Annotated in this window: 21 protein-coding genes and 1 pseudogene; 18 read left to right on the plus strand and 4 right to left on the minus strand. The window is 63.7% G+C overall.

The features are described from left to right. The first annotated feature begins 134 nt into the window (after positions 1–134). From ACVWVY_RS40580 to ACVWVY_RS40600, 5 genes are all read left to right on the plus strand, one after another. Positions 135–1,079, plus strand: coding sequence for a hypothetical protein (locus tag ACVWVY_RS40580; protein ID WP_456631634.1), 945 nt, complete (start codon positions 135–137; stop codon positions 1,077–1,079). A gap of 40 nt (positions 1,080–1,119) precedes the next feature. Next, on the plus strand, positions 1,120–1,674 hold the full coding sequence (locus ACVWVY_RS40585) for a carboxymuconolactone decarboxylase family protein (RefSeq protein ID WP_456631635.1): 555 nt from the start codon (positions 1,120–1,122) through the stop codon (positions 1,672–1,674). Between the two features lies 1 nt (position 1,675). Then, complete coding sequence (locus ACVWVY_RS40590; RefSeq protein WP_456631636.1) at positions 1,676–2,476, plus strand: SDR family NAD(P)-dependent oxidoreductase; 801 nt, start codon at positions 1,676–1,678, stop codon at positions 2,474–2,476. Between the two features lie 541 nt (positions 2,477–3,017). Further along, entirely contained in the window at positions 3,018–3,242 is a 225-nt protein-coding gene (locus tag ACVWVY_RS40595; RefSeq protein WP_456631637.1) for a hypothetical protein, read from the plus strand. A 227-nt stretch (positions 3,243–3,469) separates the two neighbouring features. Next, positions 3,470–4,348, plus strand: coding sequence for a DMT family transporter (locus ACVWVY_RS40600; RefSeq protein ID WP_456631638.1), 879 nt, complete (start codon positions 3,470–3,472; stop codon positions 4,346–4,348). A gap of 12 nt (positions 4,349–4,360) precedes the next feature. Here the strand turns inward: ACVWVY_RS40600 and ACVWVY_RS40605 are convergent, their stop codons facing one another. From ACVWVY_RS40605 to ACVWVY_RS40615, 3 genes are read right to left on the minus strand one after another with little or no spacing between them, the layout of a single operon-like run. Continuing rightward, complete coding sequence (locus ACVWVY_RS40605) at positions 4,361–4,744, minus strand: cupin domain-containing protein (RefSeq protein ID WP_247520110.1); 384 nt, start codon at positions 4,742–4,744, stop codon at positions 4,361–4,363. Positions 4,745–4,761: 17 nt separating this feature from the next. Further along, on the minus strand, positions 4,762–5,466 hold the full coding sequence (locus ACVWVY_RS40610; protein WP_456631639.1) for an SDR family oxidoreductase: 705 nt from the start codon (positions 5,464–5,466) through the stop codon (positions 4,762–4,764). Between the two features lie 22 nt (positions 5,467–5,488). After that, on the minus strand, positions 5,489–7,288 hold the full coding sequence (locus ACVWVY_RS40615) for a thiamine pyrophosphate-binding protein (RefSeq protein ID WP_456631640.1): 1,800 nt from the start codon (positions 7,286–7,288) through the stop codon (positions 5,489–5,491). A gap of 208 nt (positions 7,289–7,496) precedes the next feature. On the opposite strand from ACVWVY_RS40615, the gene ACVWVY_RS40620 reads away from it, so the two are divergent. The 6 genes from ACVWVY_RS40620 (at position 7,497) to ACVWVY_RS40645 (ending at position 15,807) form a co-directional block, all read left to right on the plus strand. Beyond that, positions 7,497–8,405: an IclR family transcriptional regulator gene (locus tag ACVWVY_RS40620; protein WP_456631641.1), complete on the plus strand. Its 909-nt coding sequence runs from the start codon at positions 7,497–7,499 to the stop codon at positions 8,403–8,405. Positions 8,406–8,580: 175 nt separating this feature from the next. After that, positions 8,581–9,825 carry an ABC transporter substrate-binding protein gene (locus tag ACVWVY_RS40625; RefSeq protein ID WP_456631642.1) on the plus strand — a complete coding sequence of 415 codons (1,245 nt, stop codon included), beginning with the start codon at positions 8,581–8,583 and terminating at the stop codon, positions 9,823–9,825. Between the two features lie 87 nt (positions 9,826–9,912). Next, entirely contained in the window at positions 9,913–10,788 is an 876-nt protein-coding gene (locus ACVWVY_RS40630; protein ID WP_456631643.1) for a branched-chain amino acid ABC transporter permease, read from the plus strand. Continuing rightward, entirely contained in the window at positions 10,785–13,319 is a 2,535-nt protein-coding gene (locus ACVWVY_RS40635; protein ID WP_456631644.1) for a branched-chain amino acid ABC transporter ATP-binding protein/permease, read from the plus strand. The genes ACVWVY_RS40630 and ACVWVY_RS40635 overlap by 4 nt, the downstream gene beginning before the upstream one ends. A gap of 419 nt (positions 13,320–13,738) precedes the next feature. Further along, positions 13,739–14,215: a cyclic nucleotide-binding domain-containing protein gene (locus ACVWVY_RS40640; RefSeq protein WP_456632447.1), complete on the plus strand. Its 477-nt coding sequence runs from the start codon at positions 13,739–13,741 to the stop codon at positions 14,213–14,215. 251 nt (positions 14,216–14,466) lie between these two features. Continuing rightward, positions 14,467–15,807 (plus strand): adenylate/guanylate cyclase domain-containing protein, encoded by a 1,341-nt coding sequence (locus tag ACVWVY_RS40645; protein ID WP_456631645.1) that lies wholly within the window; start codon positions 14,467–14,469, stop codon positions 15,805–15,807. Between the two features lie 134 nt (positions 15,808–15,941). Here ACVWVY_RS40645 and hemC read toward each other — a convergent pair whose 3' ends face one another. Next, positions 15,942–16,916 (minus strand): hydroxymethylbilane synthase, encoded by a 975-nt coding sequence (hemC, locus tag ACVWVY_RS40650; RefSeq protein ID WP_456632448.1) that lies wholly within the window; start codon positions 16,914–16,916, stop codon positions 15,942–15,944. Positions 16,917–17,202: 286 nt separating this feature from the next. Between hemC and ACVWVY_RS40655 the strand changes: the two genes are divergently transcribed. From ACVWVY_RS40655 to ACVWVY_RS40685, 7 genes and pseudogenes are all read left to right on the plus strand, one after another. Beyond that, positions 17,203–18,402, plus strand: coding sequence for a multidrug effflux MFS transporter (locus ACVWVY_RS40655; RefSeq protein ID WP_456632449.1), 1,200 nt, complete (start codon positions 17,203–17,205; stop codon positions 18,400–18,402). Positions 18,403–18,552: 150 nt separating this feature from the next. After that, positions 18,553–19,972, plus strand: a pseudogene (locus ACVWVY_RS40660) (M20 family metallopeptidase). Positions 19,973–20,248: 276 nt separating this feature from the next. Next, a complete protein-coding gene (locus ACVWVY_RS40665) occupies positions 20,249–22,045 on the plus strand; it encodes a peptide ABC transporter substrate-binding protein (RefSeq protein ID WP_456631646.1) in 1,797 nt (598 codons plus the stop codon). Positions 22,046–22,066: 21 nt separating this feature from the next. Then, positions 22,067–23,026, plus strand: a complete 960-nt coding sequence (locus ACVWVY_RS40670; RefSeq protein WP_456631647.1) for an ABC transporter permease — start codon at positions 22,067–22,069, stop codon at positions 23,024–23,026. Next, positions 22,992–23,912 (plus strand): ABC transporter permease, encoded by a 921-nt coding sequence (locus tag ACVWVY_RS40675; protein ID WP_456631648.1) that lies wholly within the window; start codon positions 22,992–22,994, stop codon positions 23,910–23,912. The genes ACVWVY_RS40670 and ACVWVY_RS40675 overlap by 35 nt, the downstream gene beginning before the upstream one ends. Continuing rightward, positions 23,912–24,904 (plus strand): ABC transporter ATP-binding protein, encoded by a 993-nt coding sequence (locus ACVWVY_RS40680; protein ID WP_456631649.1) that lies wholly within the window; start codon positions 23,912–23,914, stop codon positions 24,902–24,904. The genes ACVWVY_RS40675 and ACVWVY_RS40680 overlap by 1 nt, the downstream gene beginning before the upstream one ends. Continuing rightward, positions 24,901–25,869, plus strand: coding sequence for an ABC transporter ATP-binding protein (locus ACVWVY_RS40685; RefSeq protein WP_456631650.1), 969 nt, complete (start codon positions 24,901–24,903; stop codon positions 25,867–25,869). Before ACVWVY_RS40680 ends, ACVWVY_RS40685 begins: the two co-directional genes overlap by 4 nt. Positions 25,870–25,992: the final 123 nt, after the last annotated feature.

Here is a 25,992-nt window from a genome sequence, read left to right on the forward strand (position 1 = left end):
GAATGCACCGGTTCTGCTATGCGTGCACAGCGTGAATTCATGGCCGCAGGACATATCTCCCTTGTGGATCAGCCCTGCCTCTTGCCGAAATCTGCCTTCTTTGAAACGCTGCGGCGCAAAGGGAGACACCAGGGATGACAGAAGCGGCATTCACGACCGAGCTATTGGAAAGCGGCAACCTGCTGGTGGGGCCGTGGCGCAGCCCCAAGCAGATGCTTCACGCGCAGGTCTACGACTCCCACGCCTCGATCCACGACGATGCGACCGCGCAAAAGCTCGGCTTTCAGGGCGGCACCATCGAGGGCCCGACCCATTTCAGCCAGTTCGCGCCGTTGTGCGAGCGGATCTGGGGTCAGGCCTGGTTCGAGACCGGCTGCCTGTCGGCGCATTACCGCAACCCCGCCTTCGAGGGCGAGGAGGTGCAGGCCAATATCGAAATGCCGAAGCCGGGCCAGAGGACTTGCGCGATCGGCATGACCAAGCGCGACGGCACCGAGATCTTGCGCGGCACCGCATCGATCGGCGGCGATGGAGCGGAAACGGCGCTTCACCGCCGGCTTGGCGAACTGAAGCCGCTCGCCGATCCCGTCATTCTGGCCGACCTCAAGGTCGGCATGAAGACGCCGCGGCAGACAGTGAAGATGGCTTTCGACCAGCACATGGGCGACCTCTATCCGTTTTCGCTTGCGCAGAAACTGAAGGTCATCACCGAGCCCTCGGCGTACTATTCGCAGGAGCACAATCCCTGGGGACGGGCGATCATTCCCATGGAGATGCTGAGCGTGCTGTTTCAATACCGTGCCCGCGAAGATCGCCTGCCGATCCGCGGGCCGGCCGTCGGCCTGTTTGCGGATCAGGAAATCCGCCTGCTGCGCGGGCCGTTGTTTGTCGGCGAGAGCTATTCCACCGAACGCGAAGTGGTCGCGTTAAGCGGCAGCCGCCGCACCGAAAGCGTGTGGGTACGTACGACGGTATTCGGAGCCGACGACACGCCGGTCGCAACCATGTTGCTGAACATGGCCAGCATCAAGGATTCCTACGCCAACCACGAACGGGAGCACAAGGCGCTATATGGCTAGGTGAGCCTCACCTGACATCGCCAACAAGGACAACAACAAAATGGCACGCCTGCCCTATCTCGAAGCCGACCAGGTCGCCCCCGAATATCGCGACATGCTCAAGCGCAACACGAACCTGCACAAGCTGCTGGTGCACTCGCCCGACATGGCGCGCGCCTTCAACGGCGTCGGCGGCTATATCCGCTTCAACAGCAAACTCGACCCGCGCCTGCGTGAACTGGCGATCCTCCAGGTCGGCTGGATGGAGAAATCGGAATACGAGTTCACCCACCACGTGAAGATCGGCAAGGAATTCGGCGTCACCGACGACGATATCGAAGGTCTGATGGCCGAGACCGAGGGCAAGCCCTCAAAGCTCGAGCCACTGGCGAAGGTCATCCTCCGCGGCGCCCGCGAGATGGTGCGGGAACTTGCGATGTCGGAGGCAACCTTCGCCGAGATCAAGCAAAACCTCTCCGACGAGCAGATGGTCGACCTCGTGCTCACCATCGCCTTCTATTGCGCCGTGGTCCGCGTGCTGGCGACGATGAAGATCGACAACGAACCCTATTACAAAGAGGTACTGCAACAGTACCCGATCCCGGGAGTGGAATGAGATGCGCCTGAAAGATCGTGTCGCCATCGTCGTCGGCGCCGGACAGAGCCCCGGCGAAGGCATCGGCAATGGCCGGGCCACCGCGCTGACCTTCGCGCGCGAGGGCGCCAAGGTGTTGTGCGTCGATCACAATCTGGCCTCTGCCCAGGAGACGGTAGATCTGATCGCCGCCAGGGAAGGCATCGCGGCGGCATTCAAGACCGACGTCACCAAAAATGCCGACCTCAAGGCGATGGTGGAGGATGCGAAAGGACGCTGGGGCCGCATCGATATCCTGCACAATAATGTCGGCGTCAGCCTGTCCGGTGGCGACGCCGAGCTGCTCGACATATCAGAGGAAGCGTTCGACCGCTGCGTGGCGATCAACCTGAAGAGCTGCGTCTTGGCCGCCAAGCATGTCATCCCGATCATGCGGGCGCAGAAGAGCGGCGTAATCATCAATATCTCGTCGATGGCCGCGATCACCACCTATCCCTATGTCGCCTACAAGGCGACCAAGTCGGCGATGATCGCCTTCACCGAACAGCTCGCCTACCAGAATGCGCAATATGGCATCCGCGCCAACGTCATCCTGCCCGGCCTGATGAACACGCCGATGGCGGTCGATACCCGCGCGCGCGAGTTCAAGAAGAGCCGCGCCGAGGTCGAGGCCGAGCGCGACGCCAAAGTGCCGCTGCGCCACAAGATGGGCACCGGCTGGGACGTCGCCAACGCCGCGCTGTTTCTGGCATCCGATGAAGCGAGCTTCATTACCGGCGTGACGTTGCCGGTCGACGGCGGATCGAGCGTGCGGCGGGGATAGATTCGCTCGTCCGGAAGCGCGAGATTTGTAGGGTGGGCAAAGGCGCACCGCGCCGTGCCCACCATTCTCTCGGCGTAAAAAGATGGTGGGCACGCTTCGCTTTGCCCACCCTACGGCAGCTGTCAAACCCTCATGGTGAGGAGGCGCGAAAGCGCCGTCTCGAACCATGAAGGCCCGGTTCCTGCCATTCATCCTTCGAGACGCGCGTTCCGCGCTCCTCAGGATGAGGTCTGCTGGCGGGCGAAACAGCTTATTCCCCCTACCCCCACGTTTACCTTTGGTTAGTAACTTTCTCTTAAGGGTTGCGGCGATTGGGCGGTCTTTTTGACGCGCCCCGTATTCACGCAAATTTGCGCCGGCGTTTTTAATTCGGCCATCTGTGTGATTCGACATATTCAATCGATTCCAGTGACACGATGATGTGACAGCGACATCGTCGCTTGTCGAAATACCGACTCGTTGTGGTCGCACGAATTTCACGTGCGCTCGCTATTACGCGCCACAAGAATTGTGGCAAGCGCTGCACGAATGCCGAGGCACCATGAACGAAGAATTCGACTACGAACTGACGCCGTCCCAGTGGGAAACCTTGAAAGCCTTGCGGACGCCGGCATCAAAGCTGCCGCGCATGAGCCGCTACACCATCGACGGCCTGATCACGCTGGAACTTGCCACCATGAACGGCGATGCGCCCGCCATCACCGCGAAGGGACGCAAGGTACTGATTCGCGGCTCGTCGCTGCTGTTGCAGGATCTGGCGGCCTGACCGCGGCATTGCGCGCCTGCAGCATAAGTTCCGGATTGACCGCACCTGATTCCCTTGGATATCAGGGTTCCATCGACTGAGTGGCAACTAGGGTTCCGGATGGCGAGACCGCCATTGCCGGTCCGAGCGTTGCGGAAACCGCGGTAGCACGCGGCTGCACCCGAGGGACAAAAGCCCAGAGGAGGAGATGTCGAGATCTTGTTCGCGCCTGATGGCACGGAGGTCTCATGTCGCTACTCTCGCTTACGCTCGTTGTCCTCGCCGCCTTTATTCACGCCACGTGGAATTTGCTTTCGAAGCGCGCGGCTGACGCCGGCCCGACCTTTGTCTTCGCCTACAATATGTTCGCCTGTCTCGTCTATTTGCCATGGATGATCTGGCTGCTGGTCTACGGTGACCTGCACTGGAGCCTGCCCGTCGCCGCCTGCCTCGTGCTGAGCGCCTGCATTCATCTGGCCTACAGCCTTTGCCTGCAGCGCGGCTATCAGGTCGCCGACCTCTCGGTGGTCTATCCGATCGCGCGCGGCACCGGGCCGATGCTGTCGTCGATCGGCGCGTTCATCCTGCTGCGCGAGACGCCGACCGCGCAGGGCATCTTCGGGCTGCTCGCCGTCGTCATCGGGATCGGCTTCATTACCACGCAGGGCGATCTTTCCGCATTCCGCCGCCCGCGCGGCCTCGACGGCGTGCGCTGGGGGACGGCGACCGGCTCGCTGATCGCCGGCTACACGGTCGTCGACGGATATGGCGTCAAGATGCTCGGGATTCACCCGGTCGTGCTCGACTGGGTCACCAATTTGGTGCGCTTCTTCATCATGCTGCCGATCGTTCTGTCGAACCTGCCTCGCGCCAAAGCGAAGATGAAGGGCTACTGGCTGCTCGCGTTCGGGGTCGGCGCGCTGTCGCCGCTGTCCTACATCCTCGTGCTGTCAGCCATCGAGATGGGCGCGCCGCTCAGCCTGGTCGCGCCCGCGCGCGAAATGTCGATGATGGTCGGTGCGCTGTTCGGCATGCTGATCCTCGGCGAGCGGGTCACGGCATGGCGGGTGGTCGGCTGCGCGATCCTGATTGGGGGCGTGGTGCTGTTGGGATCGGCGAAGGCATAGTCGACCGGCGCTTCACACCGGCTTTTCGTCATCCGTCACCGGCGAGGTGATCACCAGGAACACCAGATCGACCAGCCCCGAATTCGAGATCGCGTGTTCGACGCCCGGCGGCAGGAAGATGAAGTCGTGCTTGCGCACCACATGGTTCTTGCCAGCAATCTCCATCAGCCCCTCGCCTTCGAGCACGTGATAGATCTGCTCCTGCACGCGATGCTTGTGACGCGCGACATGCGCCATCGGCTGGTACATCGAAATCCGGTAGTCGATGTGACGGGAGCCCGCGGTCTCAGGCATCACAAGCGGTTTCGACAGCGCGCCGCCGAAGTGATTGGGGAATTCCCGCCACGGCACTTCGGCGATGTTGCGGATGAAGGCGCCGTTGTTTTCTGAAGCCATGATGGCCTCCTCTGCCATCAGATCACCAGCGCCCCGCCATCGATATAGACGATCGATCCGGTGGCAAATCCGTTCGCCATGAAACCGAGGATTTGCCGCGCGATATCCTCACCGAGGCCGACGCGGCCGACCGGCAATGATGCCGCAGCTTTTGCCAGCATATCGCGCCGCGCCTCCTCCGGCATCGCCGCGCGGATCGGGGTATCGATCACGCCGGGCGAGACCGCGTTGACGCGCACCGGCGCGAGTTCGAGCGCCAGCGCGCGGGCCAGCGATTCCAGCGCACCGTTGGCGGCGCTGACAATAGCCGAATTCGGCCGCGGACGAACGCTGAGGAAACCCGAGACCAGGGTCAGCGAACCGCCGGCGCGGATTTGCGCCTGCTGCGCGACGCGCCATGCGCCCCAGAATTTCCCCTCCATCGTTCCCCGCACATCTTCCATCGCCACCGTCTTGAACGGACCGGTGCGAAGCTGCGCCGCCGTGACCACGACATGGTCGACGGGGCCGCAACGCTGGAACAGTTTTGCGACGCTGTCGTCGCTGGTGACGTCGGTTGGAATCGCGATCGCATTCAGCGTCTCGGCCGCATTGTCGAGCCGCTCGACGTTTCGGGATGCGATGATGATTTCAGCGCCCTCGCGCTTCGCCATCTCGGCGGTTGCCAGACCTATGCCGGAAGAACCACCGACGACGACAACTTTCTTGCCTGCAAGCAACATTAAGATTTCCTCGCGAAATGAATCAGGCGGGCTGATAGCGCGTGCCGATGCCGGCCTTGCTCTGGCCGAGCCCGGGCAATTCCCACACCCCCGCGCCGACCGGATTGATATCGGCGGCGATATCGACATCGATCAGATAGGGCTTGTTCGCCGCGATGCCCTTGCGAATGGCCTCGCCGAGATCACCGGCGCGATCGACGCGCACGCCTTCGACGCCGCAGGAACGCGCCATCGCGGCGAAATCCGGATTGTAGCGCTCGCCGGTGTTGGGATCGTGGAAATCGGTCGCCAGTTCCCGGCCACCGAGATAGCCGCGCTGCAGCCCGCGGATCGAGGCATAGGCGTAATTGTTCCACACCACCCACACCACGGGCAGATTGTATTCGACCGCCGTTCCCAGCACGTTGGCGTGCATGAAGAACGCGCCGTCGCCGCACACCGACACGCACGGCCGGTCGGGCGCGGCGAATTTCGCCCCCATCACGCCGGCAACCCCAAAGCCCATCGGGCCGAACCCCATCGATCCGATCAGCGAATCCGGCCGCTTCGGCTTGCAGAAACCGAGCAGCCAGTTGTGATGCACGCCGATATCGCTGACGAGGATCGCATTATCAGGCAGCGCCTTGTCGATTTCGAGCGCGGCGCGCTGCGGATTGATCGGCATGGTGTCGTCGGAGAATCCGGGGGCTACGAACTTGTCCCATTCTTTCCGGTAGGTATCGATCTGCGCCAGCCATTTTTTGCGGGCGTCGGCCTTCTTCGACAGATCAGCGCGGCGGTCGAGTTCGGCATGCACCTGCCGCAGGAAGGTGCGGACGTCGGCCATCAGGCCGAGCGCTACGGGATAATTGCGGCCGATCTCCTCGGGATCGATGTCGACATGGATCAGCCGTGTCGGCGGAATGGTGAAGGAATAGCCGGGGATCCATGAGCTCGACGTGCGGTCGTCGAACCGCATCCCCATCGCCAGCAGCACATCGGCCTGACGCGTCGCGTGGTTGGCCTGATAGTGCCCGGCGCGCGCGACAAGGCCCAGCGCCAGCGGATGGTTGCAATTGATCGCACCGAGGCCGCTGGCGGAAGCCGCGACCGGAATCTGCAGCCGCTCGGCAAGTTTCAGCAATTCTTCCGCCGCGCCACCGTAGCGCACGCCTTGCCCTACGATGATCGTCGGCCGCTCGGCTGACAGCAGCATGTCGACGGCTTTCACCACGCCTTCCGGGTCGGCGCCGCAGCGGCTCGATATGTTGGCGTTCCAGGCTTGCGCGTTCGGCGCCTCTTCCGCCGCCGACTCCATGAACACGTCGAAGGGCACGTCGAGCACGACGGGGCCGGGCCGGCCGGTCGTCATGGTCTTCCAGGCCTGCCGCACCGCCAGCGGCACCATCTCGCCGCGCGTCGGCTGAAACACCTTCTTGCACATCGTGCGCACGGTGGAGGGAAAATCGGCCTGATAATGCCGGTACATTTCCTGGAATGCGCCGCGGTTGAACTGGCTGGTCGGCACGTTGCCGGTCACCGCCAGGAACGGCACGGAATCGAGGAAGGCATTGGCGAGCGAGATCGGTAGGTTGGCCGAGCCGGGCCCGCAGGATGTGAACGTCGCCGTCGGCCGTCCCGAGACGCGGTAGTAAACGTCGGCCATGAAGCCGGCGACGCTCTCGTGATGCACCGAGATGGTCTTGATGTCGGACGAGCGCTCGTACAGCGCGTCGATGAACTGGATGTTGCCGTGGCCGCACAGGCCGAACACCTGCGGCACCTTCTCCTGGATCAGATAGTCGACGATGACCTGGGCGCCGTTGAGCATGTTACGCGACATCGATTTAACTCTCTCCCTGCAGCTCAACGAATTCGCCTCCGCGTCTTGCTTGCGCGGCCGGCGGCGGGTCCGAACGTATTTCTCATAATACTGTACGTCAATTGCTATTGTGGTATGTTGCTGTCGGCGCCTCGCGCGATGCGCGGCGCTGTTGCCGGGCGGAGACGGCCTGATAGAGTTCGCCCCGCCCACCTGGAGAGCTGATTCCGTGAAACCGCGCACCAAGCCGACGACGAGCGAAAAGCAGGCAACGCCGCGCAAGGTTTCGACCGGCAAAATTTCGATCGCAAGACTGGTGCCAAGCAGCGAACCCAACATCGACGACGAGGCCGAGGAGCGCGCGCGCGGCGGCGTGCAGTCGCTGGGCCGCGCCTTTTCGATCATCGAGGAAGTCGCGCGTCACCGAGAAGGCATTGGCTTAGCGGACCTCAGCAAGCTGGTGGGCCTGCATAATTCCACCACCTTCCACCTCGCCAAGACGCTGGTCTCGCTCGGCTATCTCAGGCAGGAGCGCGATTCAAAACGCTATCGTGTTGGCCGGCCGCTGTTTGCGCTGGCGGCCAGCGCGCTCGACGAAATCGAGATGGTCAATCTGGCGACGCCGGTCCTCGAAGACCTGTCGCGCGAAAGTGGCGAAAGCGGCCATTTTGCCGTGCGCATGGGCGACGCGGTGGTCGTAATTGCCCGCACCAGCGGGCCCGGCGCATTTCAATTGACCGACCGCGTCGGCGTAGTGCGGCCGGCGCATTGCACCGCGCTCGGCAAGATCATGCTGGCCTCACTGCGCCCCGATCAGCTGAAGCGCTTCCTCGAACGGGTCGAGCTGAAACCGTCGACGAAAAAATCGATCACCGACCCCGCCGTGCTGCTGCGCGATATCGCCGAAATCCGCCGCAGTGCGATCGCCTTCGACGACGGTGAATTCAACGCGGAAGTCCGCTGCGTCGCGGTGCCGGTCTATAATTTCACCGGCGAAGTGATCGGCGCGCTCGGCATCTCCGGCCCGATCTGGCGCATGACCGACCAGGTGCTGCAGAGCCGCGCCAAGCTGGTGCAATCGGCCGCCGGCCGGCTGTCGGCCGAATTCGGCGCGCGGGATCTCGCCAAATCCTCCTGATCCGATCCGGCTAAGTCCTCTCCAAACGGCTTGAACGCGGCTGCGACGCATTTGGCGTTGACAGGAGCCACTGCGTTCGGAAATATCTTACAACAATAAAAGAACGTCTCTCACATTGTCGCATAAGCGGGAACGGAAGAGAGAACGTCGCGACGTATCCCGGGAGGAGACAGTGATGACCCGCTACAGCCGACGTACCCTGTTGAAGGCCGGCGCCGCCTTTGCCGGCGCCTCCGCGATCGGATCCCCGGCCATCCTCAGCGCACAGGCCGCACGAATAAAGATCGGCCATCTGGTGCCGCTGACCGGCTTCCTCGGCGCAATCGGCAGCTACGCCCAACTCGGCGTGAAGATGGCGGCCGAGGAGATCAACGCATCCGGCGGCATCATGGGCAAACAGATCGACCTGATGTCGGAAGACTCGGTCAATCCCGCGACTGCATCTACCAAGGCGCAGCGCATGATCGAGCAGGACGGCGCGGTGCTGCTGTTCGGTGAAATCTCTTCCGCCTCGTCGCTAACCATCATGCAGGTCGCCGAGCGCAACAAGAAGGTGTTCTTCTCCACCGGCGCCCGTTCGGACGCCCTGCGCGGCAAGGATTGCAACCGCCACTCCTTCCACTGCGACATCCCCAATACCGTGATGGTCAACGCCGTCGGCACTGCGCTCAACCAGAAGGGCATGGTGAAGGGCAAGAAGTTTGTCACGCTGACCGCGGACTATATTTTCGGCCACGACCTCCTGAAAGCCGCAAAGGCCTTCTTCAGCGCCAACGACGCCACGCTGATCGGCGACGAATTGATCGCGACCGATGTCACCGACTTCAGCCCGTATCTGCTGAAGGTCCGGCAGGCCAAGCCCGATGTCGTGTGCTGCAACCTCGCCGGCAACCAGGTCACCAACCTCGTCAAGCAATATGCCGAGTTCGGCCTCCCCTACCCGCTGGTCGGCTTCAACCTCAACACCGGAGACGCCTGGGCCATGGGCGAAGGCAATCTGAGCGGCACCTGGCCGACGGTCTGGTATCACACGCTGGACAATCCGGCCTCGAAGGCTTTCGTCGAGGCCTTCACCAGGAAGCACGGCAAGCCGCCGGAAAACCACGCCTGGATCGAATACATCACGCTGAAAATGATCGCGCAGGCGATCACCGAGACCAAGTCGATCGAAAGCGACGCGCTGATCGGCTATTTCGAAAAGCAGACGCAGTTCGACATCATGAAGGGCCGCAAGGCCTATTTCCGCTCCTGGGACCATCAACTCGTGCAGGAAGCTTATCCGTTCACGGTAAAACCGAAGAACGAGATGAAGGACAAGTGGGACATGCTCGTGCTCGGCGACGCCGTGCCGACCGCGGGCGCCGAACTTGAATCGATCTACCCGACGAAGACGCAAAATCCCTGCAACATGAAGGCATAAAAGCCCGATACGGGCGTCGGGCCACTGGCGTTGCGGCGCCGGCACTAAAAAGCCGGCGCCGTCCCTTTTTATCCTCGCGGATCGCACATGCAGTTCGGATTTCTGCTGGAGCAGGTGGTGAATGGCCTGGTGCTCGGGGGCTATTACCTCCTGATCGCGCTCGGCCTGTCGCTGATCTTCAGCGTCGGCGGCATCGTCAATCTCGCGCATGGCGCGTTCTACGCGCTCGGCGCCTACATCTCCGTCGAGATCACAAAGTATCTCGGCTTCGGTCCGGCGATAGTGCTGTCGCCTGTCGCGGTGGCACTGCTCGGTATTCTGTTCGAGCGCTTCATCCTGCGCCGCTTCTACGACGCCGATCCAATCCTGAGCCTTTTGGTGACGTTCGGGCTCGCCATGGTCACCGAACAGGCGATCCGGATCATCTGGGGCGCGCCGCCGATATCGGCTGCGATACCGCAGGCGTTTCGCGGCTCAGTATTTCTCGGCGACTTCCTGTTCTCGCGCTATCGCCTGCTGATCCTCGCCGTCGTCGCTGCGGTCCTCGTCGGCGTCTGGCTGCTGCTGCACAAGACCTCGTTCGGCCGCGTGGTGCGCGCCGGCATCCAGCGGCCGGACATGGTCGCCGCACTCGGCATTCGCCTGCAGCCCTACATGACCGCGATCGTCATGCTCGGCGTCGGCATGGCCGCGCTCGGCGGCGCGTTCTTTGCGCCGATCACGATCGTGCATCCCGCCATGGGCGCCGAGATCATCACGGTCGCCTTTGTTGTCGTCGTCATCGGCGGCCTTGGCAGCTTTTGGGGCGTGGTGCTGGCGGCGATGCTGGTTGGCGTTGTCCGCGGCATCACCATCCATTTCGCGCCGGCCGCGGGTGAAGCCTCAATCTACGTGCTGATGTTTTTGGTGCTGCTGGTGCGCCCGCGCGGGCTGCTTGGCGAACGGATCGAGAAGTTCGAATGACAAGCACCGCCGAAAAATACCGCCCGCTATGGCTTGCCGCGCTTGCCGTCATCGCGCTGCCGTTCGGCCTCTATCTGCTCGGCCTCTCGCTCAATACTGGAACCATGGTGGTGGCGCTCGCCATTGCCGCGATGGGGCTCAACCTCTGCATCGGCTATACCGGCCTCGTTTCGTTCGGCCACGGCGCCTGGTTCGGCATCGGCGCCTATGCGGCCGGGCTGATCCAGCGCAACTGGTTCGGGGGTGACATCTTCCTGCCGCTGCTGCTGGCGGCCATCGTCGTCGCCGTCATCGCGACCTTCGTCGGCTTCATCATCCTGCGCCGGCGCGGCGTCTATTTCTCGCTGCTGACGCTGGCGCTGTCGGCGCTGGCCTACACCATCGCGTTCCGCTGGACCGCCGTCACCGGCGGCGAGGACGGCCTCGGCGGGCTGAAGCGCGGCAGCATCGGCCCGTTCAGCCTCGACAACGCGCTGAACTATTACATCGTCGTCTCCGCGCTGTGCCTCGGCGTGCTTTATCTGTTGCTGCGGCTGGTGCGCTCGCCGTTCGGGCATGTGCTGATGGCGATCCGCGAGAACCAGTTGCGCGCCACGTTTCAGGGCTATCCAGTCGAGCGCTATAAGCTCGGCGTCTTCGTGATCTCGGCGGTCATCACCGGGTTTGCCGGCGGGCTGATCGGCTTCCAGAACTATCTCGTCTCCGCCGAGGCGGTCTCCGTTCCCTTCTCCGGCGAACTGCTCGCGATCGTCGTGATCGGCGGCATGCGCAGCATGCTGGGGCCGGCGATCGGCGCGCTGTTCTTCATCCTGTTCCGTGAGTTGTTTTCGATCTGGACATCGAACTGGCTGTTGTGGTTCGGCCTGATCTTCGTCGCCTTCGTGCTGTATTCGCCGGGCGGCCTTGTCGGCATCTGGGCGACGCTGTCAAAACGCTGGTGGCCGCCGCCGGAAGAAGCCGCAGCGATGAGCCGCCGGAAAATCTACGAAGGTCTGCCGCTGCCGGCCTTCCTGCTGCCGAAAGGGCTCGACGGCATCGTGCTCGACGTACGCGGCGTCTCGAAGACTTTTGGCGGCATTCGCGCGGTGACCGATGCGAGCCTGCAAGTCGGCGCCGGCGAAATCCATGCCTTGATCGGGCCGAACGGCGCGGGAAAAACCACGCTGTTCAATCTGGTCTCTGGCCTCAATCCGGCCGACGGCGGCACCATCAAGCTCAATGGCCGCGAGATCCAGGGCGTGCCGTCGGAGGCGATCTGCCACCAGGGGCTGGCGCGCTCGTTCCAGATCACCAATCTGTTCAAGGGGCTGTCGATCTACGAAAACCTCCGCCTGTCGCTGCAGGCGCAGAACGCCGGACGCTTCAACCTCTGGCGCGACATCGATCACTACAGGGATATCCACGCCGAGACCGCGGAGCTGCTAAAATTCCTTGGCCTCGAAGGCATCGAGACCATCGAGGGCGGCGAACTCTCCTATGGCGGGCAGCGGCTGGTCGATCTCGGCATCGCGCTCGGCTCCAAGCCGCAGGTGCTGCTGCTGGACGAGCCGCTGGCGGGTCTTGCCGCCGCCGAGCGCGAGCGCGTCTCGAACCTCGTCAAGAACATCGCCGCCAACATTCCGGTCCTGATTGTCGAGCATGACATCGACCGCGTGCTCGGCTTCTCCCGCACCGTCACCGTGATGAACCAGGGCGAGGTGCTGATGACCGGCACGCCGGAGGCCGTGCGCGCCGACCGCAGGGTGCAGGAGGTCTATACCGGCACCGGCGTGCCCGAGGTCGAGCATCTCAGCAGCGATTACGCGAAGGTGGGTGCAGCGCCGGTCCTGCGCTTCGAGCGCGTCAACACTTTTTATGGCAAGAGCCACATCCTGCACGACGCCACGCTCGACGTGCGCGAGGGCGAGATCGTCGCCCTGCTCGGCCGCAACGGCGCCGGCAAGTCGACGCTGTTGAAGACGCTCGCAGGCCTCGTGCCGCTGTCGTCGGGCAGCATCGAATATGCCGGCCTTGATATCTCGCGCCTGCCCGCGCCCGATATTGCGCGCGCCGGCATCGGCTATGTGCCGCAGGGCCGCGGTCTGTTCGCCGGCATGACGGTTCGAGAAAATCTCTCGCTCGGCCGGCTGGCGCGCAAGACCGACGGCAGCAACGGCGTGGTGTGGGATGAAGCGCAGGTCCTCGACTATTTTCCGCGGTTGCGCGAACGCATGGACGTAGCTGCCGATTATCTCTCCGGCGGCGAGCAGCAGATGGTGGCGGTCGCGCGGGCGATGTCAGGCAATGTCAAGCTGCTGTTGCTCGACGAGCCCTTCGAGGGACTGGCGCCGACCGTGATCCTCGACCTGTTCAAGGTGTTCGACCGGCTCCGGCAGCACATCTCCATCGTGATCGTCGAGCACAATCTCGATCTCGTGCTGGCACTCGCCGACCGCGTCTTCGCGCTGGAGCGCGGCGCGGTGTTCCATGAGGGACCGGCGCAGCCGCTGCTGACCGATCTCGAATATCGGAAGCAGATTTTGTGGCTGTAGCGAGCTCGCTCAGTCACTCCGAGCAGAGATAGGTCCGCGGCACCGCGCGATAGGCGGTGTATCGATTAATACGGTCGGTAGGCGCGGCCACGATAAAGCGCGGTCGGCTGCCCGGCATACCAGGCGCCGTGATAGAAATTATCCGCAGACCCCTCGCCGCAGCGGAATGGAATCCAAGTGTAGCGCGCGGGCGGTGGACCGATGCTGATTTCTTCGGGGGAGACAAGGTAACGCTCACCGGCGTGCGCCGGCAGCGAGAGAAGCGCCACGGTTGCGACCAACACGGCTACCAGAACTGACGCGTAACGCCGGCGTGTCCCCCTCGCTTCTGCCGATCCTTGGAAGATAACGGCAAACGCCCGGACGGGAAAGATGGTTTGCGAACTTGCCGCTACCCGGAGCGGGAGTATATTGCATCGATGGCTGTCAGCTCGCCCGATCTGAAAGCATTCCTGCTCGCCACGCCTTTCTTCGGTGGGCTCTCCGACGCAAGCCTCGATCTCCTGGTCTCAATGCTGGCCGAGCGTCGCTTCGACGCCGGCGCCACGATCGTCGCGGAAGGCGAACCGGGGCGCTCGATGTTCATTGTTCACGCGGGCCACCTAGTGGTGAGCATGCTCGGCGATTCCGGGCGTTCAATTCGAATGACGGATCTCGAGCCCGGCGATTTCTTCGGCGAAATGACGCTGATCGAAATGCAGAACCGGTCCGCCACCGTCGTCGCGGAGTCCGAAACCGTGCTGTACGAGCTCACGGCCAAAAACCTCTACACGTTCTACAAGGCCGACATCCACGCCTACGTGATCGTGATGCAGAACATCAACCGCGAACTGTGCCGGCGGCTCCGCCGCGCCGACCGTCGCATCGCCGAGCTGACTTTTCACGCGAGCGAATGATACAGATGCGCCCCACAACGGCCCGTAGCGCGACCGCCGACGTTTTCAGTTGACTTCGGCTCGGCGTCACCGCGGACATGGCTGGACTTGCCGCTGGATCGAATGACCGAAGCGAATATCGCGGCCGAACGTGACGTCGCCATCGGTTTCCCCCAATCGCTGAGGGATTTTCGACCGAATTTCGCTGGCCTGACACGGAATAAGGTGCGACACTCGGGCCGCGCAGTTTCGTGACGCGCGCGTAGGCCAACATGGCGGACATCCCGGCCACTCACTACGTCAAGAGTGACGACGTCCATATTGCCTATCAGGTGATTGGCGACGGTCCGCGCGACCTGCTATTCGTCCCGGGTTTTGTCTCCAACGTTGAAGCGCTCTGGCAATCGCCTGCGCGCGCCTCCTTCTTTCGCAGGCTTGCAACGTTTGCGCGGGTCATCATATTCGACAAGCGCGGCACCGGAATGTCCGATCGCGGTTCTCAGATCTTCACGCTTGAACAGCGGATGCACGACGTGCAGGCGGTGCTGGACCAGGTTGGTTCCCAGCGGGCCACCTTGTTTGGCGTGTCCGAGGGCGGTCCGATGTCGCTGCTCTATGCAGCGACCTATCCCGAGCGCACGTCGGCCCTGGTGCTTTGCGGCACCTATGCGCGACGCTCGTGGGCGCCTGACTACACATTCGCGTGGACCGATGCGCAGTGGAGCGCTTTCCTCGATGACATTGAGCACCACTGGGGCACGACAGATGCAATGAGTTTGCGGATGTGGGTGCCCAGCCTTGCCGGCGATAAGGACGCACTTGAGCAAATCGCCGCCTACTTCAGGGCTTCAGCAAGCCCAGGCGCGGCATCTGCGATCATGCGCATGAACCGGGAGATCGACGTCAGAGATATACTGCCCGTCACGCGTGTACCGACCTTGATCTTACATCGCACCGATGAGCGTGTCATTGACGTAAAGCATGCGCGCTACATGGTGCAGCAGATTCCTTGCGCCAAGCTGATTGAGCTAGGCGGCCAGGACCATGTGGTCTGGTTTGGCAATCAGCACCAGATTCTTGATGAGGTTGAAGAGTTCGTCACGGGGCAACGGCAAGCAGCGGAGCCAGATAGGGTGCTTGCGACTGTGCTGTTTGTCGACATTGCGGGATCTACGGAACGCGCCGCCGCGCTCGGTGACGGCGCCTGGCACGTGCTGCTCGATGCGTTCTATGCCAAAGTTCGGGGCGTGCTCGGCCAGTATCGCGGGCGGGAAATCAACACCACCGGCGACGGTTTCCTTGCTACGTTCGACGGGCCTGCGCGCGCCGTGCGTTGCGCGCGCGCAATTGGCGATGCGGTGCGTCCGCTTGAGCTGAAGGTACGTTGCGGTTTGCACACCGGCGAGTGCGAATTCGTCGCTCACGATATTGTTGGCATTGCCGTGCATATTGGCGCGCGTGTGGCGGCGTTAGCTGCCCCGGGTGAAGTTCTGGTCTCACAGACGGTTCGCGACCTCGTGGCAGGCTCAGGATTAGCGTTTGAAGAGCGCGGCCGTCACGTTCTCAAAGGCGTGCCCGACGAATGGCGCCTGTTCCGCGCGGCGACGACCTAACCCGCTTTCACCCGTCGTGCGGTCAGCGCACCGGACGACCGCTTTGGCACCTATCGTCGTTCCGGTGCGATGCAGAATTTGGTCCGGTATCGGCGCATATCGGACAAGCCTGATTTATGGGTACGCGTCCGAGTCTAGTGCTCGTCCGGCCGTGTGCGCGCGATGATCTCGGCCGCACCTTTGTCCAACAACTCCAGCCCCACCGCGCGGCCGAGTTCGCGGGGGCGATCTGCCACCCCCTGCCGCGACACCTCGATGAAGCGATCGCCGGTTTCATCCAGCACCGCGGCCGTCAGCGTCATCTCGTTGCCCGCCAGCGTGGCGTGGCCGGCGATCGGCGAGTTGCAATGGCCGTTCAATACCCACAGCACCTCGCGTTCGGCCTCAGCGCAGAGGCGTGACGCGGCGTCCTCGATCTTTGCCAGCCGCACGCGCGTCAGCCAGTCGTTCTCGACGCATTCGACCGCGACGATGCCCTGCCCTACCGCCGGCAGCATTTCACGAACCGAGAAGTCATGGACGATGCGCGACGTCATCCCGATGCGCTCGAGCCCCGATCGCGCCATCACAAGCGCGTCCGCCGGACCCACCTCGCCGCCGTCGGGAAGCCGCTGCTTGTCGCCGCGGTCGAGTTTTGCCACGCGGGTATCGGCTGCACCGCGGAAATGGATCACCGTCACTTCCGGAAACAGCCGGCGCAGATAGGCCGCGCGGCGCACCGCATTGGTGCCGATCTTGAAACCCTTGCCTTGCGAAGCGCGAAACGCATCGAGCGAAAGGCCCGGCCGCAGCACCAGCGCGTCGTTGGCGGCGTCGCGCGGCAGGGTCGCCGCGATGATCAGGCCGGGCGTCTCCTCATTGCCGGGAACGTCCTTCAGCGAATGCATCGCCGCCTGCAAATGGCCTGCGCGCATCGCCTCGCGAATTTCGGCGACGAAGGCGCCGCCCTTGCCGCCGTGGCGCAGCAGTTTGCTGGTCTGGTCCTGGTCGCCGCGGGTTTCGAACTTGACGATCTCGACGTCGAGCGCGGGATCGGCCGCGCGCAACAACCGCGCGATCCCTTCCGTCTGCGCCAGCGCCATCACGCTCTTGCGCGTGCCGATCTTCAAGGTCTGTCCCGACACAGGGTCTCCGTTCGAAAGCAATCAAGCCGTTGTTTCGTGCGTAGGGGATAGAGCAAGCCGCCCACCAGAACAACGCCTTTGGGCCCGCTGCCCGAACAGGTCTTCCGGCCTGACCGGCGCGACCCGCGTCGCGCCGCGCCCACCGACGATCTGCCATGCCGAAAACGTTATTTGTGCATCGCACCAAAGTCCATAAGGTGCCGCCTTCAAAAGGATTTTTTTGTTGTCCGACACCAGTGCCAATGCCGTGGCCGCTTCAGGCCACCGCCCGATGGGCTTCCCGGAATTCGTGATCGTGATCGCCTCGATCATGGCGCTGAATCCGATCGCGATGGACATGATGCTGCCGGCGCTGCCGAACATCGCGTCCACGTTCCACATCACGGCGGCCAACCGGCCGCAGATGGTGCTGTCGATCTTCCTGCTCGGCTTCGGCGTCGGTCAGTTCGTGATGGGGCCGCTGTCGGACCGTTTCGGCCGCCGTCCGCTGCTGCTGGGCGGCATGACGATCTATTGCATCGCCAGCCTGCTTGCCATCGCGGCACCTTCCTTCGAGACGCTGCTGCTGGCGCGGGCGCTGCAGGGCCTCGGCACATCTGCCACCCGCGTGATCGCGACCTCGATCGTCCGCGACTGCTATTCCGGCCGTCGCATGGCAAGCGTGGTGTCGCTGGCGATGATGGTGTTCATCGCCGTACCCGTGGTCGCACCGTCGTTCGGGCAAGTCGTGCTGCTGCTGACGGAGTGGCGCGGCATTTTCATCGTGCTGATGCTGTATGGCGTGGTGGCGCTGATCTGGAGCGCGCTGCGCATGCCGGAGACCCTGCCCGAGGAGCGGCGCAGATCGCTCGCCATCGGCGAGGTGCTTGACGCCTTCCGCCAGACCGTGACCAACCGCCAGACGCTGGGCTATGCGCTCGCGGCCGGCGGCGTCGTGGGTTCGCTGTTCGCTTTCGTGTTTACGTCGCAGCAGGTGTTCACTGAAATCTACCAGCTCGGGCATTATTTTCCGCTGGCCTTTGCCTGCATCGCCATCGGCACCGCCATCGCCGGCTTTATCAACTCCCGCCTGGTCGGCCGTCTCGGCATGCGCGTGATCTCGCATGGCGCCTTGCTCGCCTTCGTGGCCGTCGCCGCAACCATGCTGGTGGCGACGAAAATGCAGATGCTGCCCTTGCCGCTGTTCATGGCGCTCTCGGCATCGATGATGTTTGCCTTCGGCCTGATGATCGGGAATTTCACGGCGCTGGCGATGGAGCCGCAGGGCCATATCGCCGGCACCGCCTCGTCGCTGTACGGCTCGATCACGACGCTGCTCGGCATCGGCATCGGCGTCACCATCGGCCAGGCTTACGACGGCACGCTGCTGCCGTTCGCCACCGGCTTCTTCCTCTGCACGCTGGCCGCGCTCGCCGTGGTGCTGGTGGTGGAGAAGGGCCGGCTGTTCCGACCGCATGGCGTGAGGGTGTGACCGGCCCATCAGTGTTCGGGCCGGCGTAGCGACGCAACTTGCGCCCCGCCCCCGCCGCATGGCTGAATGTCCGCCGGGCGCTGGCGTCATGTGGCGAAGCTGATAACAATTCCTCCGCTCACATCGCCCTTCAGAATTGGAAATCGTAAGATGGATAACCGCAGTAACATCTGGCGTGGCGTCGACACCATCAAGCCGCGCTTCGTGGCCTTGGCCGACCGGGTCTGGGCGATGCCCGAGGTCTGCTACACCGAGGCGCGCTCGTCCGCCGAACATCTGGCCGAACTGCGCCATCAGGGTTTCCGCATCACCGAACAGGTCGCAGGCATTCCCACCGCCGTGATGGGTGAATGGGGCGAAGGCGGGCCCGTGATCGCCTTCCTTGGCGAGTACGACGCCCTGCCCGGTCTCAGCCAGGAAGCCGGCGTGGCCGAACCTCGGCCGCTGGAGGCTGGAGGCCATGGGCACGGTTGCGGTCACAACCTGCTCGGTTCGGCCGCGCTGCTTGCGGCCACGGCCGTGAAGGACTGGCTCGCCGAACACAAGATGCCGGGGCGCGTGCGCTATTACGGCTGCCCCGCGGAAGAAGGGCGGCGCGGCAAAGGCCTTTATGGTGCGCGATGGCGCCTTCGACGAAGCCGACATCGCGATCACCTGGCATCCGTCCAGCTTCTGGGAAGTCGTGGTGACGCCTTCGCTCGCCAACACCCGCGCCGACTTCATCTTCACCGGGCGCACCTCGCATGCCGCGGCCTCGCCGCATCTCGGCCGCAGCGCGCTGGATGCAGTCGAGCTGATGAATGTCGGCGTCAACTACATGCGCGAGCACATGCCGAGCGACGCCCGCGTCCATTACGCCCTGCTCGATACCGGCGGCATCGCCCCCAACGTGGTGCAGGCCCACGCCCGCGTGCGCTATTCGATCCGCGACCGCGACCTGCCCGGCATGAACGAACTGGTGGAACGAGTCCACAAGATCGCGCAGGGCGCGGCGCTGATGACCGAAACCAAGGTGGAGATGAAGATCATTTCCGCCGTCTCCAACATATTGCCGAACACCCCGCTCGAGCAGGCGCTCCATGGCATCATGGAAGAGCTCGGTCCCCCACATTTCGACGAGACCGACAAGGATTTCGCCGCAAAAATCCGCGCCACGCTGACGGATAAGGATATCGCCAGCGTCTATCACTCGATCGGCATGGAGCCGACCGAGCGGCCGCTGGCCGATTTCATCGTCCCGCTGGACGCCAAACGTAACCCGCAGATCGGCTCGACCGACGTCGGCGACGTGAGCTGGGTCGTGCCCACCGTTCAGGTCCATGCCCCGACGGTTGCTATCGGCACCCCGTTCCACACCTGGCAGGTGGTGGCGCAGGGCAAGAGTCCGCACGCCCACAAGGCCATGGTGCAGGCCGCCAAGGCCATGGCAGGTCTCGGCGTCCGGGCGCTGACGGAACCAGACCTGATCGCCGCCGCCAAGGCCGACCTGAACAAGCGCACCACCCGTACCCCCTATGTCAGCCCGCTGCCCGACAGCGTCGCGCCGCCGCTGAACATGTCGCGTATCTGACCGCCTGGCCTGACCGGTCTGGCGAAATTTTTTGCAGTGCAGAGCGCGATTCCGCGCGCTTTTGCCGCGCCGAGGCCGCCGGATTGCCAAAGCGATGTGCGCCGCAGCGTGTTTCTGCCCAAGCAAAAATCACAGCTCCCGTCCATCCTGCTGATTGTCGACAAGGCAGGCGTTGACCTCCGGGGCATTTGGTGTGCCATCTTACCAGCGAAACATCTCACGCTGCCGCCCGGCGGCGCACCACAACAAACACCAGAACCAGACACGGGGACAACGATGCTGGACAACGAACTGCGGACCATGATCGACGAAGTAAAGGACGGGCGCATGGATCGCCGCGGCTTCGTTCAGCGCATGCTGGCTGTCGGTCTCACCGCGCCCATGGCGACGCAGCTTCTGGCCATCGGCGGCGTGGCGCTGGCCGAGGGTCCCTCCGTCTACAAGCCGACCAAGCGCGGCGGCGGCGGCGCGCTGAAGCTGCTGTGGTGGCAGGGGCCGACCCTGCTCAATCCGCATTTCGCCACCGGCACCAAGGACCAGGACGGCTCGCGCCTGTTCTATGAGCCGCTCGCCTGCTGGGATGCCGACGGCAACATGAAGCTGGTTCTGGCCGCCGAAATTCCTTCGATCCAGAATGGTGGCCTCGCCGCCGACGGCATGTCCGTGACCTGGAAGCTCAAGCCCGGCGTCAAATGGCACGACGGCAAACCCTTCACCGCCGACGACGTGGTGTTCAACTGGGAATACGCCCGCGATCCCGCCACCGCCACCGTGACCATCGGCGTCCACCGCGACATATCAGTCGAGAAGGTCGACGACCTCACCGTCCGCATAACCTTCAAGAAGCCGACGCCATTCTGGGCCGATGCCTTTGTCGGCGCCCCCGGCGCCATCATCCCGAAACACCTGTTCGCGGAATATAAAGGCGCCAAGTCCCGCGAGGCCCCGAACAACCTCTCCCCCGTCGGCACCGGTCCCTACAAATTCGTCGAGTTCAAGCCGGGCGATCTCATCCGCGGCGAGCTCAATCCCGATTACCACATGCCGAACCGCCCCCACTTCGACTCGCTCGAGATGAAGGGCGGCGGCGATGCCGTCTCGGCCGCGCGCGCCGTGATCCAGAGCGGCGAGTATGATTTCGGCTGGAACATCCAGGTGGAAGACGATGTCCTGCTGCGTCTGGAAAAAGGCGGCAAGGGCAAGACCGTCTATGCGGTCGGCGGCGACACCGAATTCATCGCGCTGAACTTCACCGATCCCAATACCGAGGTCGACGGCGAGCGCTCCTCGATGAAGACCAAGCATCCGCTGCTCTCCGATCCGGCGGTGCGCAAGGCGCTCTCCATGCTGGTCGACCGCGAGGCCGTCAAGAAGGTGATCTACGGCCGCGCCGGACGCGTCACGCCCAATTTCCTCAACGGCCCCGAGCAGTTCGTCTCGAAGAACACGACCTGGGAATTCAGCATCGAGAAGGCGTCCAAGCTGCTGGAGGACGCCGGCTGGAAGGTCGGCGCGGACGGCATCCGCGAGAAGGACGGCAAGAAGCTGAAGCTCCTCTACCAGACCGCGATCAATGGCCCACGCCAGAAGACCCAGGCCATCGTCAAGCAGGCCTGCCAGAAGGCCGGCATCGACGTCGAGCTGAAATCGGTGGTCGCCTCGGTGTTCTTCTCCTCCGACGTCGCCAATCCCGACACCTACGCAAAATTCTACGCCGACCTCGAGATGTTCCAGATTCCGATGAGCCAGCCGGATCCGGCCCAGCACATGCGCCGCTATCATTCGCGCAACGTCGCCACCAAGGAGAACAAGTGGCAGGGCGTCAACTTTCCGCGCTGGGTCAACAAGGACTACGACGCGGCGATCGACGCCGCCGAGGCCGAGACCGACCTCGTCAAGCGTGCCGCCCTCTACATCAAGGCCAACGACATCATGATGCAGGACGTCGCCTTTATCCCGGTGATGCACCGCCTGAAGGTGGAAGCCGCCGCCAATTCGCTACGCCCGGTGGTCAGCGGCTGGGCCAACGAAACCGACAATCTGTTCGACTGGTACCGGGAGGCGACAGGATAATCGCGACGGGATTTTTCCCTCATGAGCCAGTATGTGCTGCGTCGTCTCCTGATCGCGGTGCCGAGCCTGCTCGGCATCTCGCTCATTCTGTTCATCGTGCTGGCGCTAGCGCCTGGCGATCCCTTCAGTGAACTCGCGACCAACCCGAACGTGCCGCCCGAAGTCGCGGCCGCACTTCGGGCCAAGTTCGGCCTCGACGATCCGATCTACCTCCGTTACCTGCACTGGATCACCGCCATGCTGCAGGGCGACTGGGGCTTTTCCTTCGTCAGCCGGATGAACGTCGACAAGCTGATCCTGCAGCGCCTGCCGACGACGCTCTATGTGATCGGCTCGGCGCAACTGCTGGCGCTCGTGATCGCGATACCGGTCGGCGTCTATGCCGCGACGAAGCCCTATTCGATCTTCGACCAGATCGCGAACACGCTCGCCTTCATCGGCTTTTCGCTGCCGACCTTCTTCACTGGTCTGCTGTTCATCCTGCTGTTTTCGATCACGCTGGACTGGCTGCCCTTCGTCTACACCACCGACATCAAGGCGACCGGTTTCCGCTGGGTGATCGAACAGATTCGGCAAGCCATCATGCCGGTGATGGTGCTCGGGCTGTTTCAGGCCGCCTCCATGACGCGTTTCGTGCGCTCGGCCATGCTGGACGTGATCCGCCTCGACTACGTCACCACCGCGCGCGCCAAGGGCCTCGGGCAGGCCAGGGTGATCGTCAAGCATGCGATGCGCAACGCGATGATCCCGGTCGTCACGCTGGTGGCGCTGCAGATGCCTGCGGTGTTCGGCGGCGCCATCGTCACCGAGCAGATTTTTCGCATTCCGGGCATCGGCTCGCTCCTGATCTCCTCCATTCTCTCCAACGACACGCCGGTCGTGATGGCCGTGGCCTTCGTCTTTGCCTGTCTCGTCGTGCTCTTCAACCTGATCGCGGATGTCCTTTATGGCTGGCTTGACCCTCGCATCTCCCTCCGCTGAGCGGCGGCCGGCCTGGTCGCCCTGGCGCGAGACCTGGCGGCGCTATCGCCGCCACAAGCTCGCCGTGGTCAGCGCGGTCCTGCTGCTCGTCCTGATCGCAGCCGTGCTGTTCGGACCCTTCGTCTGGCGCGTCAGCATCAACGACATCGATTTCAACGCGCGCCTCGAAGGCCCTTCGCTGGCCCACCCCTTCGGCACCGACGATCTCGGACAGGATCTTCTCGCCCGCATGATCTACGGCGGACGCATCTCGCTCGCGGTTGGCCTCGCCGCGATGGCGGTCGCCGTGCTCGTCGGCACGCTGATCGGCGCGCTCGCCGGCATGTCGCGCGGCGCGCTCGGACATGCGCTGATGTGGCTGACCGACCTGTTCCTCTCGCTGCCGCAACTGCCGCTGCTGCTGCTTCTCATCTATCTGTTCCGCGACGGGCTGAAGGCCGCCTTCGGCCCCGAGGGCGGCATCTTCATTCTCATCGTGCTGGTCATCGGCGGCCTGCGCTGGATGCCGGTCGCCCGTCTGGTGCGCGCACAATTCCTCTCGCTGCGCGAAAAGGATTTTGTCGAAGCTGCGCGTGCGCTCGGCGCCAGTCCGCTGCGGCAGGTGGTACGCCACATCCTGCCCAACGCGCTGGGACCGGTGATCATCGCGGGCACCATCGACGTCGCCGCCGCCATCATCGCGGAATCGACCTTGTCCTTTCTCGGCCTGGGCTTTCCGCCCGACGTTCCGACCTGGGGCCGGCTACTGTACGACGCCAAGGACTTTCTCGACATCGCCGCCCACTGGGCGCTGTTTCCGGGTGGCGCGATCTTCGTCGCGGTGGTCGCGATCAATTTCATCGGCGACGGCATGCGCGACGCGCTCGATGCAAGGCGGGTGATCTGATGTCGCCGCTGCTCGAGATCAAGGGCCTGAAGACTCACTTTGCCACCGACGACGGCATGCTACGGGCGGTCGACGGCGTCGACATCGTGCTCAACAAGGGCGAGACGCTCTGCGTGGTCGGAGAATCCGGCTGCGGCAAGACCGTCACGGCGATGTCGATCCTGAAGCTGATCGCGATGCCGCCGGGCCGCATCGTCGAAGGCCAGATCCTGTTCGAAGGCCGCGATCTCGTGCCGCTCACGAGCCACGAACTGGACGATATCAGAGCCAAGCAGATCGGCTTCATCTTCCAGGAGCCGATGACCTCGCTCAACCCGGTGCTGTCGATCGGCGAGCAGATCGCCGAAAGCCTGCGCCGCCATGAGGGCCTGTCGAAAAAGGACGCGCTGGCCCGCACAATCGAGATGCTGAAGCTGGTGCAGATTCCCAATGCGGAAGGCCGTGTGCATGATTACCCGCACCAGTTCTCGGGCGGCATGCGCCAGCGCGTCATGATCGCCATGGCGCTGGCCTGCAAGCCCAAGCTTGTCATCGCCGACGAGCCGACCACCGCGCTCGACGTGACCATCCAGGCGCAAATCCTCGATTTGTTGCAGGACATGAAGGATCGCTTCGGCATGGCCGTCATGCTGATCACCCATGCGATGGGCGTCGTGGCGGAGACCGCGCAGCGCGTCGTCGTCATGTATGCCGGAAAGGTGGTGGAAGAGGCCGATGTCGACAGCCTGTTCGAAAGCCCGCGCCATCCGTACACGCAAGGGTTAATCCGCTCGATCCCGCGCATCGACCTCGACAGCGGGCACAAGACCCGGCTCGAAACCATCGGCGGCAGCGTGCCGATCCTGATCGATCCCGCGCCCGGCTGCCGCTTCGCGCCGCGCTGCCGCTTCGCCTTCGCGCTATGCTCCGAACAGGAACCGGTGCTGCGCGAGGTAGCACCGGGTCATCGCATGGCTTGTCACCTCGGAGAGACGCAGGGAGCGCGCGCATGAGCGAACCCCTGCTGCGCGTCACCGGCCTGAAGAAGCATTTTGCCGTCAAGGGCGGGTTCCTTTCGCGCGAGGTCGGGCGCGTTCACGCCGTGGACGGCGTGTCGTTTGCGGTCAACCGCGGCGAAACGCTCGGACTGGTCGGCGAGTCCGGTTGCGGCAAGTCGACCACGGCGCGCTGCGTGCTGCGCCTCATCGAACCCAGCGAAGGCGAGATCGCCTTTGACGGACAGGACATGCTTGGCCTTTCCGGCGGCGACCTGCGCGCGATGCGTCGCAACATGCAGATCGTGTTCCAGGACCCGTTTGCCTCACTCAATCCGCGCATGACCGTCGGCGCGATCCTTGGCGAAGCCTTCACCATCCACGAACTCGCTTCCTCGGCAAGCGAGCGGGACGACCGCGTGGCGAGCCTGCTCGTCAAGGTGGGATTGAAGGCGGAGCACATGCGCCGCTACCCGCACGAATTTTCCGGCGGCCAGCGCCAGCGCATCGTGATCGCGCGTGCGCTCGCGGTGGAGCCGAAGTTCATCGTGTGCGACGAGCCGGTTTCCGCGCTCGACGTGTCGATCCAGGCGCAGGTGATCAACCTGTTGGAGGACCTGCAGGCCGAACTCAACTTGACCTATCTGTTCGTCGCCCACGATCTCTCCGTGGTGGAGCATATTTCCGACCGCGTGGCGGTGATGTATCTCGGGCGCATCGTCGAACTGGCTGACGCGAGCGAGCTCTACCGCCATCCGCAGCATCCCTATACCCAGGCGCTTCTCTCCGCCGTGCCGGTGCCGGACCCGAAGGTGAAGCGCAAGCGGATCCGCCTGCAAGGTGACGTGCCGAGCCCGATGAACCCGCCGCGCGGCTGTCATTTTCACACCCGCTGCCCGATCGCCGAACCGCGCTGCCGGGAAAGCGCGCCCGAACTGAAGCAAGGCAGCGACGGGCATTTCGTGGCTTGCCATCTGGCCTGAGCGCGGCGGCGTATTCGGTCAGGCTGTCTGCCGCCTCTCGTGCGGGCGGCGTCCGCGTGAATTCAGTCATCAAAAATACGGCGGCCCCGCCACGGCAGCGGGTGAACCACTTTTGCCGGGGCG

It is taken from the genome of Bradyrhizobium sp. URHC0002 (assembly GCF_054059515.1).

What these genes read in the sequence shown, in the direction of transcription:
- ACVWVY_RS40580 (WP_456631634.1), top strand. Translation starts at nt 135, where the DNA reads ATGACAGAAGCGGCATTCACGACCGAGCTATTGGAAAGCGGCAACCTG.
- ACVWVY_RS40585 (WP_456631635.1), top strand. Translation starts at nt 1,120, where the DNA reads ATGGCACGCCTGCCCTATCTCGAAGCCGACCAGGTCGCCCCCGAATAT.
- ACVWVY_RS40590 (WP_456631636.1), top strand. Translation starts at nt 1,676, where the DNA reads ATGCGCCTGAAAGATCGTGTCGCCATCGTCGTCGGCGCCGGACAGAGC.
- ACVWVY_RS40595 (WP_456631637.1), top strand. Translation starts at nt 3,018, where the DNA reads ATGAACGAAGAATTCGACTACGAACTGACGCCGTCCCAGTGGGAAACC.
- ACVWVY_RS40600 (WP_456631638.1), top strand. Translation starts at nt 3,470, where the DNA reads ATGTCGCTACTCTCGCTTACGCTCGTTGTCCTCGCCGCCTTTATTCAC.
- ACVWVY_RS40605 (WP_247520110.1), bottom strand. Translation starts at nt 4,744, where the DNA reads ATGGCTTCAGAAAACAACGGCGCCTTCATCCGCAACATCGCCGAAGTG.
- ACVWVY_RS40610 (WP_456631639.1), bottom strand. Translation starts at nt 5,466, where the DNA reads ATGTTGCTTGCAGGCAAGAAAGTTGTCGTCGTCGGTGGTTCTTCCGGC.
- ACVWVY_RS40615 (WP_456631640.1), bottom strand. Translation starts at nt 7,288, where the DNA reads ATGTCGCGTAACATGCTCAACGGCGCCCAGGTCATCGTCGACTATCTG.
- ACVWVY_RS40625 (WP_456631642.1), top strand. Translation starts at nt 8,581, where the DNA reads ATGACCCGCTACAGCCGACGTACCCTGTTGAAGGCCGGCGCCGCCTTT.
- ACVWVY_RS40630 (WP_456631643.1), top strand. Translation starts at nt 9,913, where the DNA reads ATGCAGTTCGGATTTCTGCTGGAGCAGGTGGTGAATGGCCTGGTGCTC.
- ACVWVY_RS40635 (WP_456631644.1), top strand. Translation starts at nt 10,785, where the DNA reads ATGACAAGCACCGCCGAAAAATACCGCCCGCTATGGCTTGCCGCGCTT.
- ACVWVY_RS40640 (WP_456632447.1), top strand. Translation starts at nt 13,739, where the DNA reads ATGGCTGTCAGCTCGCCCGATCTGAAAGCATTCCTGCTCGCCACGCCT.
- ACVWVY_RS40645 (WP_456631645.1), top strand. Translation starts at nt 14,467, where the DNA reads ATGGCGGACATCCCGGCCACTCACTACGTCAAGAGTGACGACGTCCAT.
- ACVWVY_RS40655 (WP_456632449.1), top strand. Translation starts at nt 17,203, where the DNA reads ATGGGCTTCCCGGAATTCGTGATCGTGATCGCCTCGATCATGGCGCTG.
- ACVWVY_RS40665 (WP_456631646.1), top strand. Translation starts at nt 20,249, where the DNA reads ATGCTGGACAACGAACTGCGGACCATGATCGACGAAGTAAAGGACGGG.
- ACVWVY_RS40670 (WP_456631647.1), top strand. Translation starts at nt 22,067, where the DNA reads ATGAGCCAGTATGTGCTGCGTCGTCTCCTGATCGCGGTGCCGAGCCTG.
- ACVWVY_RS40675 (WP_456631648.1), top strand. Translation starts at nt 22,992, where the DNA reads ATGGCTGGCTTGACCCTCGCATCTCCCTCCGCTGAGCGGCGGCCGGCC.
- ACVWVY_RS40680 (WP_456631649.1), top strand. Translation starts at nt 23,912, where the DNA reads ATGTCGCCGCTGCTCGAGATCAAGGGCCTGAAGACTCACTTTGCCACC.
- ACVWVY_RS40685 (WP_456631650.1), top strand. Translation starts at nt 24,901, where the DNA reads ATGAGCGAACCCCTGCTGCGCGTCACCGGCCTGAAGAAGCATTTTGCC.